The organism is Catenovulum agarivorans DS-2, assembly GCF_000568405.1.
GTDB classification, from domain to species: Bacteria; Pseudomonadota; Gammaproteobacteria; order Enterobacterales; family Alteromonadaceae; genus Catenovulum; species Catenovulum agarivorans_A.
Window position 1 is genome coordinate 1 of record NZ_ARZY01000009.1, and the last position, 16,809, is coordinate 16,809.

General features: G+C 39.6%; 14 protein-coding genes. 3 read left to right on the forward strand and 11 right to left on the reverse strand.

The features are described from left to right. Positions 1–182: 182 nt before the first annotated feature. The 3 genes from tpiA to DS2_RS06660 all read right to left on the reverse strand — a co-directional run bounded on the left by tpiA (position 183) and on the right by DS2_RS06660 (position 3,169). Positions 183–950 (reverse strand): triose-phosphate isomerase, encoded by a 768-nt coding sequence (gene tpiA, locus DS2_RS06650; protein WP_035013913.1) that lies wholly within the window; start codon positions 948–950, stop codon positions 183–185. A gap of 282 nt (positions 951–1,232) precedes the next feature. Then, a complete protein-coding gene (locus DS2_RS06655) occupies positions 1,233–2,048 on the reverse strand; it encodes an alpha/beta hydrolase (RefSeq protein WP_035013914.1) in 816 nt (271 codons plus the stop codon). A 14-nt stretch (positions 2,049–2,062) separates the two neighbouring features. After that, positions 2,063–3,169, reverse strand: coding sequence for a Zn-dependent alcohol dehydrogenase (locus DS2_RS06660; protein ID WP_035013915.1), 1,107 nt, complete (start codon positions 3,167–3,169; stop codon positions 2,063–2,065). A 260-nt stretch (positions 3,170–3,429) separates the two neighbouring features. On the opposite strand from DS2_RS06660, the gene DS2_RS06665 reads away from it, so the two are divergent. Then, positions 3,430–4,191 (forward strand): AraC family transcriptional regulator, encoded by a 762-nt coding sequence (locus DS2_RS06665; protein ID WP_081754214.1) that lies wholly within the window; start codon positions 3,430–3,432, stop codon positions 4,189–4,191. A 7-nt stretch (positions 4,192–4,198) separates the two neighbouring features. Here DS2_RS06665 and DS2_RS06670 read toward each other — a convergent pair whose 3' ends face one another. After that, positions 4,199–4,846 carry an HAD family hydrolase gene (locus DS2_RS06670; RefSeq protein ID WP_035013917.1) on the reverse strand — a complete coding sequence of 216 codons (648 nt, stop codon included), beginning with the start codon at positions 4,844–4,846 and terminating at the stop codon, positions 4,199–4,201. A gap of 85 nt (positions 4,847–4,931) precedes the next feature. Further along, positions 4,932–6,638 carry a sulfatase-like hydrolase/transferase gene (locus DS2_RS06675; RefSeq protein WP_035013918.1) on the reverse strand — a complete coding sequence of 569 codons (1,707 nt, stop codon included), beginning with the start codon at positions 6,636–6,638 and terminating at the stop codon, positions 4,932–4,934. A 231-nt stretch (positions 6,639–6,869) separates the two neighbouring features. Between DS2_RS06675 and DS2_RS06680 the strand changes: the two genes are divergently transcribed. Continuing rightward, entirely contained in the window at positions 6,870–8,450 is a 1,581-nt protein-coding gene (locus DS2_RS06680; protein ID WP_035013919.1) for a sugar porter family MFS transporter, read from the forward strand. Here the strand turns inward: DS2_RS06680 and DS2_RS06685 are convergent. The 5 genes from DS2_RS06685 to DS2_RS06710 form a co-directional block, all read right to left on the reverse strand. After that, positions 8,447–9,463, reverse strand: a complete 1,017-nt coding sequence (locus DS2_RS06685) for a LacI family DNA-binding transcriptional regulator (protein ID WP_035013920.1) — start codon at positions 9,461–9,463, stop codon at positions 8,447–8,449. The two genes, DS2_RS06680 and DS2_RS06685, sit on opposite strands and share 4 nt — an antisense overlap. Before the next feature lie 626 nt (positions 9,464–10,089). Continuing rightward, complete coding sequence (locus DS2_RS06695) at positions 10,090–10,755, reverse strand: hypothetical protein (RefSeq protein ID WP_035013922.1); 666 nt, start codon at positions 10,753–10,755, stop codon at positions 10,090–10,092. A gap of 72 nt (positions 10,756–10,827) precedes the next feature. Then, a complete protein-coding gene (locus DS2_RS06700; RefSeq protein ID WP_235188553.1) occupies positions 10,828–11,607 on the reverse strand; it encodes a 3-keto-disaccharide hydrolase in 780 nt (259 codons plus the stop codon). Continuing rightward, complete coding sequence (locus tag DS2_RS06705; RefSeq protein ID WP_051479685.1) at positions 11,607–13,175, reverse strand: DUF7133 domain-containing protein; 1,569 nt, start codon at positions 13,173–13,175, stop codon at positions 11,607–11,609. Before DS2_RS06705 ends, DS2_RS06700 begins: the two co-directional genes overlap by 1 nt. After that, complete coding sequence (locus DS2_RS06710) at positions 13,172–14,101, reverse strand: c-type cytochrome (protein ID WP_035013923.1); 930 nt, start codon at positions 14,099–14,101, stop codon at positions 13,172–13,174. The genes DS2_RS06705 and DS2_RS06710 overlap by 4 nt, the downstream gene beginning before the upstream one ends. Positions 14,102–14,267: 166 nt before the next feature. Here DS2_RS06710 and DS2_RS06715 point away from each other — a divergent pair, with 166 nt between their 5' ends. Then, positions 14,268–15,584: a helix-turn-helix domain-containing protein gene (locus tag DS2_RS06715; protein WP_035013924.1), complete on the forward strand. Its 1,317-nt coding sequence runs from the start codon at positions 14,268–14,270 to the stop codon at positions 15,582–15,584. A 46-nt stretch (positions 15,585–15,630) separates the two neighbouring features. Here the strand turns inward: DS2_RS06715 and DS2_RS06720 are convergent, their stop codons facing one another. Then, positions 15,631–16,713, reverse strand: a complete 1,083-nt coding sequence (locus DS2_RS06720) for a methyl-accepting chemotaxis protein (protein ID WP_035013925.1) — start codon at positions 16,711–16,713, stop codon at positions 15,631–15,633. Positions 16,714–16,809 lie beyond the last annotated feature (96 nt).

The following is a 16,809-nucleotide window of genomic DNA, read 5'->3' on the forward strand; positions in this document are numbered from 1 at the left end:
GGCAGCCGCTTCTAATGCTGCATTTGCAGAATTGGTGTTAACTACGTTTACTGCGGGGTAGGCAAAACCATTGTTTCTGGCGGTATCTAATAGATATTTTACCGTTTCACCAGTAGCTACGCCTGCTGGTACATTTTTGATTTCATTGCTCATATCGTCCTTCCCATGTTTTAGCGAGTGATTTAATTTTCCGGTGTAACTTGATTAGCTAACGCACAAATTTCTGAAAAATGTTCAGGGTCTAAACTGGCGCCGCCAACAAGCAGGCCATCGACATTTGGCATGGCTAATAGTTGAGCTGCGTTGTTTTTGTTTACGCTGCCGCCATACAAAATACGAATGTTTTTGGCACTCTCCTCATCAAATATAGTGCACAATTCGTTAAAAATATATTCGTGGACTTCTTGTACCGATTCAGGGGTTGCGGCCTTGCCACTGCCAATTGCCCATATGGGCTCGTAAGCGATCGCAATTTGTTGGCCTTTGATATTTTGCCCTAACAAGGATTCGTGCAGTTGGCGGTATAAAATATGTTTAGTTAAACCAAGCTCGTGCTGCTGAGCGTTTTCACCAATACAAATTATCGGCATTAAGCCAGCTGAAAGTGTGCTCGAAATTTTTGTATGGCACGAGGCGTTGTTTTCTAAAAACACTTGTCGGCGTTCAGAATGGCCGATTAAACAAAATTCGCAGCCAACCTCTTTGAGCATTTGCGCCGATGTCTCACCGGTAAAAGCACCAGATTCAAATTTACTTACATTTTGACTGCCAATCATTATTTGTGAGTTTCGCAAAAAATTAGCCATATTTCCTATGTACACGTAAGGTGGCGCAATACCTATTTGTACACGAAAATTTTGACGTAAAAATGAAGCAACTGAAGCACAAATTAAATCTGTACCGCCATTGAGTTTCCAGTTTGCGACAACGAGAGGTGGGCGTTCTTTCATCCTAATCTCCTGATAGGCTTGATGATATAAATGTACCATTCCGCTTGGGTTGTTACTTTTGTTTTATCGTTGGATTTATTTACTAAAGGTTAATATCTCATGCTAGCTCTGAGATATGGCAGGATAAAGAGCAAAAAGTTTTATTTGTTGAATGGTCAGTATTGTGCTGAAGAATACTATTTTGGTGCGTTATATGCCGCTTTAACAGCATATTTTTAATTTGTTAACCTTTTATACAAGAGGTGGCATGCCACCTCTTGCTCGAATAGCTTTAATAAAAGATTAATCGATGTTTTTGGCCGATAGTTCTAGTTTAGCGAAAAACTTGAAGGTCGTTTGCACATGTTGGTGCCAATATTCCCAACTATGTTCCCCCTCAAAGCTGTCAAAAGTATAGTTTACAGCTAGTGTTTTTAGCTTGTTTTCTAGGTTTAAATTGCTCTGATACAAAACATCGTCCACACCGCAGTCGAACCTTAGTGGCGGGATGTCGCTTTTGTTTTGTTCAAGCCAATAGCAAATATCCGTTTCTCGTTGATTGTCACACTGGTATTCGCTTAGCTCAGTTGGTACAAAATGCGCCATATCGTCTATTTTAGTAATAGATGAGTGCGCTGAAATGCCACTGAATAAGTTTGGATATTTTGCACCTAAGCGCAGTGCCCCATAGCCACCCATAGACAAACCGGATATATAAAAACGGCTGCTATCCGATACAGTGTCCTGTACTTGTTTGACTGCAGCGATAACATCTTCAGTAATCCATTTATCATAATCAGCATGTTTCTTGAGCGGTAAATAAGCACTGCCGTCATACAAGCCGCCGTCAGATGGCATGGCCAAAATAAACTCAATGCCGCCTAATTCAGCTTGAACTTTTTCGTACGCTAGATGAATGCCACCCAGATACATCCAAACCCAAGCATTGCCATATACGCCGTGCATTAACACAACAACTGGCAAATTTTCGCCTTGAGCATTACTGTTATATAACACAATGTCGTGACGTCTTTGCAGGTTGGAAGAATGTACAGTGACAAACTTAGTGTTGTCCGGCGTATATGCCGGATTAGAAATTTCTAAACGATTAATCGCCATGTTATTTGCCCAACTTAGCTAATTTTAATGACACCTTTGGCAATGCGGCCGTTAAGCATATCGTCAAAACCTTCAGCAACGGTTTCAAGTGTATAGGTTTTGGTTACAAGCTCGTCTAACAATAATTTACCGCTTTGATATAAAGACAAAATGCGCGGGAAATCGCGATCTGGATTGCATTGGCCATATAGTGGGTTGATGTAAATTTTGTCCCATTCAAATAATTCACAGTCAAAATCAATACGCTGTTCTATTCCGCTGACTTGTACTGCTGTGCCTGCGCTGCGAATCAGTTTTAGTGGGGCAGAGCCGAGAGCTGGAATTGCTGTACATTCAAATGCGTAGTCCGCACCGCGGCCACCATTTAGTGCTTTAACATCGGCTGCGACTTGGTTGAAGTCTATATCGTCTCGTTTGGCGATAACACCATGGGTTGCACCAAATTTTTTCGCCTGTTCGATGCGTTCTTCATTAATGTCGATTGCAATTATTTTCGCAGCGCCTGATAATTTAGCGCCTTGAATTACATTTAAACCTACACCACCACAACCAATAATACAGGCGGTTGAACCTGCTTTTAAATTGGCTGCATTTACAACTGAGCCCCAGCCAGTCATAACGCCACAACCAACAATGGAGGCTGATTCAAATGGAATGTCTACATCGGTTTTAACCACTGCAGATTCTTTAACCACAGTGTATTCGCACATAGTGCCTAAGTGGAATGAACGCTCCATTGGTTTTTCATCTTTAGTGCAAGCGTGTGCATGCGCATGACCTTTAAGTTCACAACCACAAACAGGTGAGTTGGTTTCGCAAATATGTGGATTGCCTTCTAAGCATTGAAAACACTCGCCACATGGAATAGCCCAGTTTAAAATGACTTTGTCGCCAACTTTAACTTTGGTCACACCTTCACCAATAGCAGTAACAATACCTGCACCTTCGTGGCCGACGATAAATTCTTTGTTCCAGTTTTGAATTGAATCCCAGTCGGTATGACAAATACCAGACGCTTTTATGTTAACTTGTACTTCATGTGCACCAGGCTCACCAACTTCTACTTCTGTGAGTTTAATATTGCCTTTACCGTCTGAAATAATTGCGCGTGATTTGATCATGAAAAACCTCTATTCAAATTTTGATTGAATAAATTTAAACATGCTTTTAACAACAAAACTGTTATATCAAAATCAATAAATGTCAAAATATTGCTATTTTTCAATTTTTAGTTGTAGACTAATTAGCACTATTTGACTGAGATAAAGAGTATTCGGTGGCTAAACAAAAAGTATATTGTGAGCCGTTTTGCATTCAAAAGGGCTACAATTTCGAAGTGCATCACGTAAGCTATGAGAGTAATTTAGGCTATTCGTGTTTTATGCACTTTCATGAAGTACATGAAATTATTATTTTTGAGCAAATAGACGGTATTTATTTTTATAGCCAAGGGCAGTCGCAACTACAAGATCATGACATTGTGTTTACCCCGAGCATGGAAACGCATGATTTTGAGTTGGAAGATAAAGCAAAATCTTGGTTTATCATTCAGTTTTTACCTGCTTTTTTAACCAACGAAAAGCTACATAATGTTGAAGCCTTTTTTCAGCAGGGCATGCATTTGCGTATGTCGGCTGAGCACTTTAAAGCATTAAGCACGCAAGTCAAATGGCTACATGAGGCTTACCAACAAGATCCACAAGGTGATAAAAGTAACACGTTACTTAAGCTAATTTTATTATGGATAAGCGAGCACGCAAAGCCTGTTCAGTCAGTAAAAAGCCAAGGCATTAATCAAACACAAGGGTATGAGCGCTTATTACCCGTAGTTGAGTTGTTTAAAAAACAGTCTACGGTTGAATTGCAATTAGAGCAAGCAGCAGACTTGTGCCATTTATCGCCATCTTATTTCTCAAGATTATTTAAGAGTGTCTTTAGGTGTAATTATTCAGAATATGCTAACAGACATAAACTTTACAACGCGGCGCGTATGTTGTCGCAAAGCAAAATGTCGATTACCGATATTGCATTTGAATTGAATTTTTCGACGCCATCTCATTTTATTGCTTTGTTTAAAAAACAATTTGGTGTGACGCCGAAAAAGTACAAAATGCAGTTAGAACAGAGGCTGAATAAAGACTAAATGTTGTTTACTTAACCAAAAATAGTGCATCGTTAAAGCTATTAAATACATATGCAGCTTGTTTGAGTAATTCAGGCTTAACTGGTAAATAGTCAGGAATAGCAACCGTTTGACAGCCAGCCGAAACCGCTGCAGCCACGCCTGCATTGGAATCTTCAAACACTAATACTTCGCTCGGCTTTAACTTTAACTGTTCGCAGGCCATTTGATAGCAGCTTGGATCAGGTTTAGGGTGTTCAACCATATCGCCTGTAACGATTACTGAAAAACTTTGTAAAAAGTCAGTGCCTTGAAAAGTTGATATGGCCGCGTCGTGTACCGCACTTGTGACTAAACCAAGCGGAATGTTTAGCTTTTTAGCTTGACTAAAAAACGCTTCAAAGCCGGGTTTAATCGGCATGCCTGCCTTCTTCACTTGTTCATTGTATAAGCGCGTGCGTTGAATAAACTCATCAATAGGAAAATCTGGGCCAAATAATTTTTCTGCACCTTGATAGCTTTCAATGGCTCTTACACCAACAAAAGGGTCGTACATTTCAGCTGTGAAGTGAAAACCTAGCTCGTTAGCCGCTTTCACCCAAGACTCGCGGTAAACAGCTTCGCTATCAAAAATGGTTCCGTCTTTATCAAAAAGTATCGCTTTAAATTCGGACATGTGTTTCTCTTGTGTTTGAGTTTTAACAAAAAAGGCTTTTGTGTTGCCACAAAAGCCTTTTCAATTTACCGATTATTTATTGCAATTAATAGGGATCGTTCGGTTTTAGTTTAATGATTTCAGCGTAATCGGTTATTTTGTTTTCAACTTTCCATTGTTCACTCATTTTGGTCAACTTAGCGACTAACTCTGGCATTTGTTTAGCTAAGTTAGTGGTTTCACCCGGATCTCGGTTTAAGTCATATAGTTCAACATTAATCCCTGGTTTAGCAAGCGTTTGCAAGTACCAACCTGGCTCAATTAACAACTTCCAACGACCCTGATAAATAACACTTTGTTGGCCTTTGTCGTTGTTGTAAATGGTTTCTGGTGGGGCAATTTCTTTACCTTTAAGTGATGCTAGTACACTGCGACCGTCCATAGGGTGAATTTTTTTGCCTCTGTAGGTTTTTGGAAATTCAGTTTTTGCCATCTCTAAGAAGGTAGGCATAAGATCACCAACCCAAATTACATCATCGTTAATTGTGTTTGGCTTAATAACACCCGGCCAAGTAGCAATGGCGTGTGCTCGTGCACCACCTTCCCACAACAAGGCTTTTACCCCGTTGTATGGCGCATTCATTAGGTCACCAATGTGTGATGCTGAACCATTGTCCGACATATATACAATTAAAGTATTGTCGTATTCGCCACTGTCTTTTAAGCTTTGAACCAACTTGCCGATGTTTTCATCCATTTTTTCCATCATTGCAGCATGTACCGCTGACATCAGCCTAAATTCTTCAATTTTGGCTTTTTCTCGTTTGGTCCACATGTAATTGTTATTGCGGACTTTTGCATCTTCAGGAAACAACCCTTGTTTCACTAAACCCGCGTGTCTGTCATCAGCAATTTTTTGTAAATCGCTGTAACGAGCTAAATATTTCTGTACTAACTCTTCAGGTGCTTGTAGTGGTTTGTGCGGTGCGCGATAAGCAACGTACATAAAAAACGGATCTTGTTTTTTCGAAGCATCTTCAATCATTTCTACTGCTCGGTCTGTCATGCCGTCAGTTGCATAAAAAGCTTGGCCTTTTTTACCATGACAATCGCTATACATTTTTTTCGCAAATGGCGTTTTTGCATAACAGTGCATCGTATAGTGATAATCGTATTTTAGTTTTGCAGGTTTGTTGCCCTCAAAATATTCATGTGGTTTGTTAGGTAAATAAAATAAATTACCTTGTGCACCATGAAATACAAAGCTTTGTTGGAAACCACGTTGTGGTGGTAACGCCAAATAATCTAGCTCCATTTCTTCTTCGGTTAATTTCATTTGCGGTGGGTGAGTGCGTTTCCAACCATCGGCCATTTTGGGATTAAATTTAATGTAGCTGCCACCTAAGTGCCATTTACCCACCATAAGAGTCTGGTAACCATTGTCACCTAATAGCTCGGATATTAAAGGCTGGTCGTATGATAAACGGCCGCGATGTGCTTCGAATGGTAGTTCACGTACCCAATCGCCAACGACTCCACCACCAAAACCAACTTTAGCTGAATCAACCCCTGTTAACAGTGATGCTCGGGTAGGGCTACAGCGTGCATTGCTATAAAATGAGCTGAAACGCATGCCTTGTTGTGCCAATGCATCTAAATGTGGTGTATCTATTTCACCGCCAAAACTGCCAAGGTCGGTATAACCCGCATCGTCAGATAAAATGACGACAATATTAGGGCGTTGTTGTTCTGCCAGTACACCAAAAGTACTAACTGTAATTAAAAAACACACTAAAACTTTTAAATATCTCACTTTGTTTACCACTGTTTATTGTTAACAATGGGTGTAAATGTATATCAATTTTTAGCTTTTGTCATATTTTGTTTTTATTTTTGAGTCTTTTTGATGTTGCTAATGATGCTCCAACCTGGTTTAACAACAGGGTTAATACTTGAGTAAAGTTAGCGGTTAAGATTAAAAAAATGTATAAAATGTAATAACATGTATAACACTAGAATTGCGTGGTTAGGGTGCATTGTTCGAATGAAGTATAGGTTAAATCCATCAATTGTGTATTCTATTTTTGTTGCATTTGGTGGATTCATATTTGGTGTAGATACCGCGTTAATTTCCGGCACGTTAGACTTTATTGTCGATGATTTCTCTCTTGATGAATTGGCGTTGGGAAACCTGGTAAGTGCGCCCGCTTTGGGTGTGTTGTTGGCGTTGGTATTGACTGGCTGGTTTTGTGATAAATACGGGCGCAAAACAACATTGTTAGTAATTGCTTTAATGTATTTTATTTCAGCTGTCTGTTCCGCGTTTGCCCAATCTTACACACAATTGTTTTTTGCCAGAATGTTAGGCGGCATGGCATTCACCTCTTTATCATTGGCATCTATGTATATTGGTGAGATCGCACCAGCTAAACAAAGAGGTCGGTTAGTTTCACTAAATCAAATCTTGATAGTGACGGGGGTAGTGTTTGCTCAATTATTCAACTACTTAGTTTTAACTTCTGGTAGTGCTATAAGCTGGCTGCCCGATAGCTTTGTTGTCAAGTCAAACGAATGGCGGTGGATGTTAGGATTTGAAATTGTTCCCGCGTTTATTTGGCTCGTGCTAATCAGTTTTATTCCAGAAAGCCCTAGATGGCTTATCGCCAAAGATAAGCTGGCCGAGGCAAAGCGAGTGTTAGCGAAAATTCACCCAGATGAAGACGTAGACGCAGAACTTAATAAACTTAAGTTATCTATTCAAACCGAAATTCGCCAACCCAGTTTGTGGACTCGATTACTAACATTAACTGCAAAAAAATATCGGCTGATTATGCTGATTGGTATTACATTCGCGTGTGTGCAACCGCTAACTGGGATAAATCCGATTTTGTATTTTGCACCAATGATTTTCGCGCAAACTGGAGTCTCAGCTGAGGCTGCCTATGCACATACGGTTTTAATTGGGCTGGTTGGTTTTTTCACCACTCTGTGGACGGTATTGTATATTGAGCGTTACGGTCGCAGGTTTTTGGTAAACTTGGGCTTGCTAATGTCGGTGGCAGGTTTATTAGTATGTAGTTGGGCTTTCTCGCAAGCGACTTATTTAATGACCACTGAATCTTTAGTGGAGCTACAACAGTCTTTTGCTGTTCTTCAAGACATTGATGTATCCACTATGGTAGGTGTGGTTTACACCAGCGAAGCGCATTTTGTTGGAGAATTTGAACGGCTAACAGGGCAGACCTTATCTAAGCCTGTGTTAAAAGCCATAATAGGTGCAGCAATTACAGTTGATCTGTGGTTGGTTTTATTTGGGATATTGACTGTAGTTGGCGCTTTCCATATATCGATTGGCCCAGTAATGTGGGTGGTGTTTTCCGACATTGTTCCTACGCAATACCGCGCAATTATGATCCCGCTATTTGCCTTTGTTACTTCGATTGTCAGTTATTTAATGCAGACTTTTTTCCCATGGATGTTGGCAAGCTGGGGAGCCGACGGGGTGTTCGCAAGTTATGCAGCTGCATCTGCCGTCGGCTTTGTATTGCTATATAAGCTTTTGCCCGAAACTACCGGCAAAGCAATTGAAGATATAGAGCTTATGTTAACTCGACGCAATCATTAAATATTTTCGGCCAAGTAAATTTCAACCTGAGGCTCAGTAGTGCCGCTGGATAACGGACGGCCCTCCTTATGGCTTATAAGCACTTCAATGGCGTTAAATGCTTCGTGTTTAACGTCTTGATTAAGAATAACGTCAATTGTGCCATCTAATAAATGGGCTTTGGTATTGTCGAATAATTCATGTGCAATAAAGATAAGCTTGTCGGCTAAATCTAAGTTTTTTAAGGTTTGCGCAATACCTTCGGTACCACCACCAACATTGTATATACCAACTAGGTTACTTTCTTCTTGCAGTGCACTAGCAGTTAGGTCCTGAGCGCGGTCATCGTTATCTAATAGTTCGGGCATTTCAACTATGCGTAAATTAGGAAATTGTTCTCGAATAAGCCCTCTAAATCCTGCTTCGCGCTCCTCATGGCCTAAATAGGCATGGCTTCCTAAAAATAGTCCAATTTTGCCGTTGGTTTGTTTACCTAAAAAACGTCCCATCAGTAAACCTGCGGTTCGGCCAGCAGCTCGGTTATTTATACCGACATACGAAATACGACTGGTTGAAGAAATATCCGAAACCAGCGTAGCGACACCTACACCTTTTGCAACCAATTCGTCTACTGCTTTGCGTACTGTTGGGTGTTCGTAGGCGGCAAAGGCAATACCATCGGTATTCGTGCCTATCTGTTGTAGTTTTTGTGCAAGTGCATTTGGATTAAATGCTTCCACTCGATGGAACCGAGCGTTTACTTGTTGACCATTGTAGCTTTGCTTAATTGCTTCAATTAAACGAGAGTAAAAATCTAAATAACGAGTATGTGGCGTTGGGAATATAAAATCGAAATCGTATATTTTTTTGGGAGTATCATCTTCATCGCTCAGCCAATAATTGGTGGTATACAGCGCCCTGTGTACTCTTTCAACAGTAATCGGGCTTACATTACCGCGCTCATTCAATACGCGGTCGACGGTTGCTCGACTAACGCCAGCTTCCTTAGCTACGTCATCTAGGGTAATTTTCATGGGGTTCTCTTCGCTAATTTTTTATTAAAATTTACTATTATTATTTTTCTACATTATGTCACATTTAACATCATTGTCATATATTGACAATAGACACAGGCGGTTTGCTATTAGTAATCCGTTCTTTTTAACAATATGTGAATCCACTCTTGCTGTTTTATTCGGTTTTAATCTGTATTTACCATATGATGTTAAATGATGTTGTTGTTGGTTGTTTGTGATTTGTGTTTTGTTTCTTTTTGATGTAACTTGTGTTAACAATTTGCAATTTGTTTGTGTGGTTTTTAATTGCAAATTAACACCAACGGTAGGGCGATTTCTAAATGCTGATATTTTTATTCAGGCACCTGCTAATAGCCAAAGCTCTAATAGCTATAGTTATGTATTGCAATGGTCAACTTTTCCTGTAGAAATTCTAAGCAACATTTTTCTTTTTAATATACGTTTGGTATGGCGCTACATAACCAAGTGTAAAGCTCAACTTTTGATGGTTTAAATCGGTTAAAGAGTTCAAGAAATTCGACTTGGGCTGGCACACTTCAATTTGAGAATACCCACTTAGCAAAATGCTGTTAAAATTTACGGGATGATGCTGGTTCTATTAAAGCTAGTGGACCAGATGTTAATCAATAACTTTTTAATTTTATCTGAATATCGCCTGATGCAAGGAAGTTTCGCCATTTTCCTTTGGCTGAGCCATCTTGATTAAAGTCTAAGGTTACGGTGCCACTGTCGGCATCTGTTTTGTATTCACCTTGCAATACCATCAGGCCTTGATCTAAGTCAGATAAGGTTATTACACCGTTTTTAAAAGCGTAATGAATAACAAATTTATTTGAGTTGGCAAAGTAGGCTTTGGTTATTTTGTGCGTACCCAACAAAGCGCCCAACTCAAATTCGTATTTCTGATGATTTTGTTCTAATTGTTTGAGTGCTGAATTAATTGGGCTTTGTTGGTCGGGCTGAGCGACTTGGCCTGTTAATACAACTAAATACGAGCCATCTATTTGATAACCTATGTCTAAAATTGTGTAGCCAGGTAACAAAACTGCTTCAGCAGTTGACTCAATATAATCAGACTGTAAGACAAAGTCTTTCACCGTAGTGAGCGACTTAACTTTAACGCCGCTGCGTTCTATTGCTTCTCGTTTGGCAAATAAAACTGCTTCTTTGTAGTCTGTTTGCATAGTGGTTTTAACACCGTCATCAAACCCCTTAATTTGAACATCTATAGGTGTTTGGGCGAATGCAAAACCACTGGTTATTGCAAATATCAGCGCTGCGTATTTCATCAATCAGTCCAAATTGATTTTATTTGTACCCAGCATACCGCCAATTTGCTTAAAAAGCGACCATAGGGTTATTTACAAAGGTCTTACCCAAATGTTTCTAAAGCTGATTTCGCCGCCATGGTCCTGCAACATAATGGGTCTACAACCATGCGCATTAAAGTATTTAGCTGGGCCTTTGTACATGGTTGTGCCTTGTATTTCAAAATTGTCTTGTACCAATACGCCGTTGTGCAATACGGTAATTGTGGCTTTTTTGGTAACTTCACCCGCTTGATTAAACTTTGGCGCTTTAAAAATAATGTCATAGCTGTTCCACTCGCCACTGGGGGAGAGGGCGTCAACTAAAGGTGCTGCTTGTTTATAGATAGACGCTGCTTGGCCATTTACGTAAATTTTTTGTCCGTAAGTATCCAGTATTTGTACTTCGTATCTTTCTTGAATTTTAATACCGCTGTTGGCGTGGCCAGGTGCGCCTTTTCGGCGCTCTGAGGGGGTAGGTGCGCGCCATTCTAAATGCATTTGCATGTCACAAAAAGACTGTTTGCTAAATATTGAGCCAGATTTAGGCTTAACCGTTAAGCTGCCTTTTTTGTACACCCATTGTACAGGTTTGCCATCACGGTGTTGCCAGTGTTTATTTACGTCACCAGCGTTTTGCAACAAAGCAATTGCATCAGATGGTATGGTGTTTGTCGTTACTTTTTTCGGTATTGGCGCCCATACTTCGGTTAGTTTGGGGTCGATATCATTTGCAGTTGCGCAGCTTATTGATAATAAGCTGGTTGCGATTATGGCTATTTTATTTAGGTTAGTCATGGTTTTATTTTTCGTCTTAATAATTGTTGTGGTCATTAGAATTTTCTTCTTTTGAATCGAGGTTTATCGGCCAAGCCGTTCAAGTTGTAGCGCAATACATTACCCATAAGTGGGCGGCCTTGCACATCAGTTAAGTCGCCTAAAGTAATGGTGTATAGTTGGCCAGCGACTAATTTATCAATGGATACTTTAACGCTTTTGCCATTTGCATTGAGTTTGGTTTTACTTGGCGTTACTTTTTGCAAATCAACTTTAGGTGAGCCATAAGCTGCATGGTAATGGTAGCTGTGGCGCGTAACTTCTATGCTTGTTGGTGCTGACTTGAGTTTTTGATTGAACTGAATTTCAAAGCCGTCGTGTAATAGTTTGACTTTTTTAACAATAAACATGGGTTGTTTGTTTTTAGTTATTTTTACTAAACCTTCGTCACCCGCCCAACCTAAGTGTATTTTGCCAACCCATAAGCTGTTGTCTGGGGCAAAATCTAACCTAAAGTTACCAATACCTAATTCATCTCCACTAACAAACGGGATTAGTGTGCCTTGCATCTCACCTTTTTGAGCATCTGGCAAAAAGCGAATTAGGTTATTCATATTCATATCACCAATTAAAAGTTCACCTTCAGGTAAACCAAAAGCTGCTTGATTGGTTGTAGAAAGCGGCTGGGTAGGGGAATTCGCCAGTTCGCCTTGCGGAAATAACGCGGCTGCGGGAGTTCGAATTTTGTTTAAATCATCTGCTGTGACATCTTGGTGTTTTATAGACCAGTCTTTTTGCCAATGTAGTGAGGCTGGATGGCCATAAAATTCGCCTTGGTTTACTTGATGAAGTGGGCTGGTTGCAATCCAATCTCCTTGATTATCGCTTACCCAAAGTTTGTTATTATTGTCCATGTAAATACCTGCAGGAGAACGAAAGCCTGATGCAAAAGGTTCAGCTTTGCCATCAGGTGTTACTTTCATCACCCAGCCGCGATAAGGCACGCAGCTAAACATGCGGGTAACTTCTTTTCGAATGCCAGCCATCCATTTTTCAAAATCATGCCATTGACGCATTTTGTTTTCGTCAAGGCATTTATCACTATATTCGCCTCTAATATATTGGTTGATACCGTTAAAATTCGACGCAACATTCAGTGAGATATAGTAGTTTCCTTTGTTATCTACAGCTGGGCCAAATGCAAACTCGTGGTAGTTCCCTGTCATGCCAAAACCATCGTAAATCGTTTGGTAAATGTCTGCTTTTCCGTCGTTGTCTTGGTCAATCAAACGGGTTAGTTCAGGCTTTTGCATCACCACAAATGAGTTTTCACTTTCTTGCACTATGCCAAGGGGTAGGTGTAAGCCGCTTGCAAAGGTGTGCCATTTGTTGGTTGATGGGGTGTATAAAACCACATCACCATAATGAGTGGTAATGGCGATACGTCCGTCTTTTAACGCTGACAATCCACCAATTTGTGGGTCGATATGTTTTGGTATTTCTATACGTTTAATGTCGTAATAATCTAACCATTTATTGTGGGTGTTTTGCGCTGCATGTAATGTGCTGGCGGCAAAAAAGCCTAGTGCGCAGGTTAAGGCTAATACGGGTTTGATTATTTTCATGGTAATACAACCTCAACAGAAAAGTTTTTGGCTTGTTGCTCGGTTAAATGCAATACCTTGTTGGTTAAACGGCCGTTACTGGCAATAATTTGGCTAGTTTTGCCGCTTTCACCGCCTTTATTGGTATGTGATAGGTCTAAGGTTATTGGTTGGGTTGGTATGTGATCACGGTTTAAACGCGTTACTTGGTATTCGCGAATAAAACTAGTTTTTGTGGCGCCTAAACGGATTTGTTCTTTAACTTGATATCCATTAATTTGGTAGCTGAATTCAGGGCTATCATTTATAAATTTATAGCCTAAAAAGTTTACAGCTTGGCCTTTGGCAAAATTAAAACCGACTTCGCTTGTTTCTGAGTAAATAATTTGTTGCTTATTTTGTTGGCGTTTTTTCTCGCCGTAAAATGGCGCAAATGTTGGAAATGCATACCGCAATTGACCCAAATTAGTATCCCATGCTAGGGATAATTTCGGCGTTAAATGGACAACAATTGAAGCAGGGTTAGTAAATGGTAAATAACCTCTTGTTACACTTGGATAGGTTTTTGCTGGTGGTTTATACGGAGCAAATTTAGGTTTACTTTTTTGTTCAACTACATGTTGGCTAATAAGTAAAATGTATTGATGGATCTGCTTTATGGTCAGTTCACTTAAATGTCCCATAGGGGGCATTTGAATTGTGTCTGGATTTTTTTTGCCGGGTGCTTTTACCCACTCAAGGAATTCTGCTTGTTTGTTTGCTGGGTATTGGTCACGTATATAAACCAGTGACGGCCCGGTGCTAAATTTGGCAAGTGAATGGCAAGCTTTGCAATTCGCTTCAAAGGCCAACTTTCCTTGGTCAATCGCATAACTTGGCTGGCTGATTGCTCCTGAAAATAACAACAGGACGGCTCGCTTTATCGTCTTTTTGTTTTTTAATTTCATAAATTACCCTTAAAGCTATCCAAATCAAACAAATTTAAATAAACTTAGGTTTTTTGTTTTTACTTGTTGAAAGTGAGTTTTGGTAGTTTACAAATGCAGTTGCTTAAAATAAGTAAAATATACGATTTAACAGTAGTTTGGAGAGTTAATTTAACTGTTATATAACATGAATAAACCTGTAGAATTAACTCGTGAGCCGAGTACGCAAGTCATTCAAGCACAATTAGTGCGTATTACCCAAAGCAAGGGCTTTGAACGCTCAAAAATCAATTGTAAATTGCTCAGTTTTTTAGTGAATTACCACCTTGAATCACGCGACAGCGGCCAAGGCGCAAAAGCACCAAAAGAAATTGAAATTGCCATTGGAGCTTTGGGTAAAGCGGAAGACTTTAATCCATCAGAAGACTCTTCAATTCGTGTTTATATTTCTAACCTTCGAAAAAAATTAGAAACTTATTATCAAACTGAGGGTGCTGAGGAACTATTCCAAATTAATATTCCAACTGGTGGTTATGGATTGGAATTTTATAGTGTAGAGCCGAATACAGTTGAGGATGCACCTGAGCAAGTGCCAGCAGAAAAATCAAACAAACCTTTAAAATATAAACCTTGGTTATGGCCGGCGTTAGTCGTTTCGGTATTGATAAATGTACTTTTGTTGGTGACTAATTTTACTGGTACAAATAGTGAGGTTAAGCAACTTGATAGCAAGGCACAAATAAAACAACACAGCATTTGGCAACCTTTATTAACCAGCGATAAACCAATACTGATTGTGATTGGTGATTTATATATGCTGACAGAGGTAGATCCTGATACCCGTATTCTTCGAGCTGTACGCGAATTTAGCATAAATTCAGATGCACAGTTTGAAGCTTTTTTGCAACGCTTTCCCAACAAACGAACTAAATTAAATAAAGCTTCTAGCGCGTTTTTACTTAAAAACAGTGTGTTTGCGCTTCAACATTTATTGCCTTTGTTTGAACAACCTTCCACTACAATTCGTTTAGCATCTGATTTAACCGCAAGTGATTTACGTGATTTTAATGTGGTGTATTTGGGGTTGTATAAATCTCTTGGTTTATTAGATGCTTATTTACAAGGAACAAACTTTAAATTGTCGGAAGAATATTCGGCACTCAAGCATACAAGGTCTGGTAAGTCATATGCTGTAACAGGCGATTTAGAGCAAGAGTACACTGACTACGGTAGCTTTGCCAAATTTTCAGGGCCTAGCGGCAATTTGTTTTATATTATTGCGGGCTTTTCAGACTCATCGGTTATCCAAATTGCCAAGTATCTCTCAAGTTCAAATAAGTTATTTTCAAAAGAAATGGCGCAGCATTCACATGTTTATCAGGATACTAGCGCCAACTACGAATTGATATTTTCTGCCTCTAGCTTTGATAGAACAGATTTAGATTCAAAGCTTGTGGACAGTGATTTACTCAATATTAAAACAATTTGGGCAATGCCAGATTAGCTAGGACTTGTTGGCCTTTAGATGCGTTAGCGCTCGTGGTTTTTGGTTAAATTGCTTTTAACTCGTCAGATAAGCCATTTAAGCTTTCCGATATGCCTTCAATTTGTTTGATGCTGACAGAAAATGCTTTGTTAGTATCGTGCATAGTGCCTGTACCACTTTTGATAACGATAGAGCTTGCATCGATTGCTGCTTGAATTTCGGTAACTGCTTGTTCACTGCGCTCAGCCAACTCCCTAACTTCATGAGCGACCACTCCAAAACCTCGACCACTGTCGCCTGCTTTGGCCGCTTCAATTGCTGCATTGATCGATAGTAGTTTTGACTGGCTAGCCAAACCTTTAATGAGTACAACGGTTGATTCTATTTTTTCGTTACCGTCGTTAATTTGTTTAATTATTTCTGTCATTTTATCAACAACGCCAGAGCAATCATTTGCGCCTTGTTTTACCTTGGCGGTGTCCTCTTGAATTTCATAAACACGGGCAATTTTCTTTTGAATAAGCTGGGCATTTTCTTCAACTCGTAAACGGTTGTTGACTGCTTCGGTTACATTGCGGGTTACGCCAATAATGCCTTTTGTTTGTTTAGACTCTGCATCATTCCATTGAACTTTCGTGGTGGAATACCAGGTATCACCAGCTTGCTCTTCGACGTCTTTGATTGGTTGTCCTGTTTTAATTACGTGTTGTTCGTCTCGCCATATTTTTTCGCAAAAATCTGCCGGCATTATTTTGTCGTCACTCGCGCCAATTTCAAGTTTGGGTAGTGCGTGCATAAACGAGCGATTAGCAAATAAGTAGTTGTGTTGAGTGTCTTTTACGTATATCCAGTCAGGTATTAAATCGAGTACTGAGCGATATAGTTGCTCGTTTTGGCTAGCTTGGCTAAGTTGGTGTTTGTAGTTGGATATTTCCTGCTCTAAATAATTTATATTTGCAATTAGTTGTTCATTTTGTTCGTTGTTTGAACTAGTAGTATTTTGTTCGTTTGAGGTTAAATGAGGTATTGACAGTACTGTTATTACACAAGTTAGTGGGGCTAATAATGTCCACCAAGTTTGAAAGTAAAATGTAACGCCTGACGATATCGCAATCAAAGCTGCAGTTAACCAAGTATATTTCGCCATAACCTTTTCTGCCTTTTAATTAAATGACCAAACATTATTTGCTGTCAGGATAAAATTAAATTAACATCATTACAACTCATTGTTTACTGTTGTATG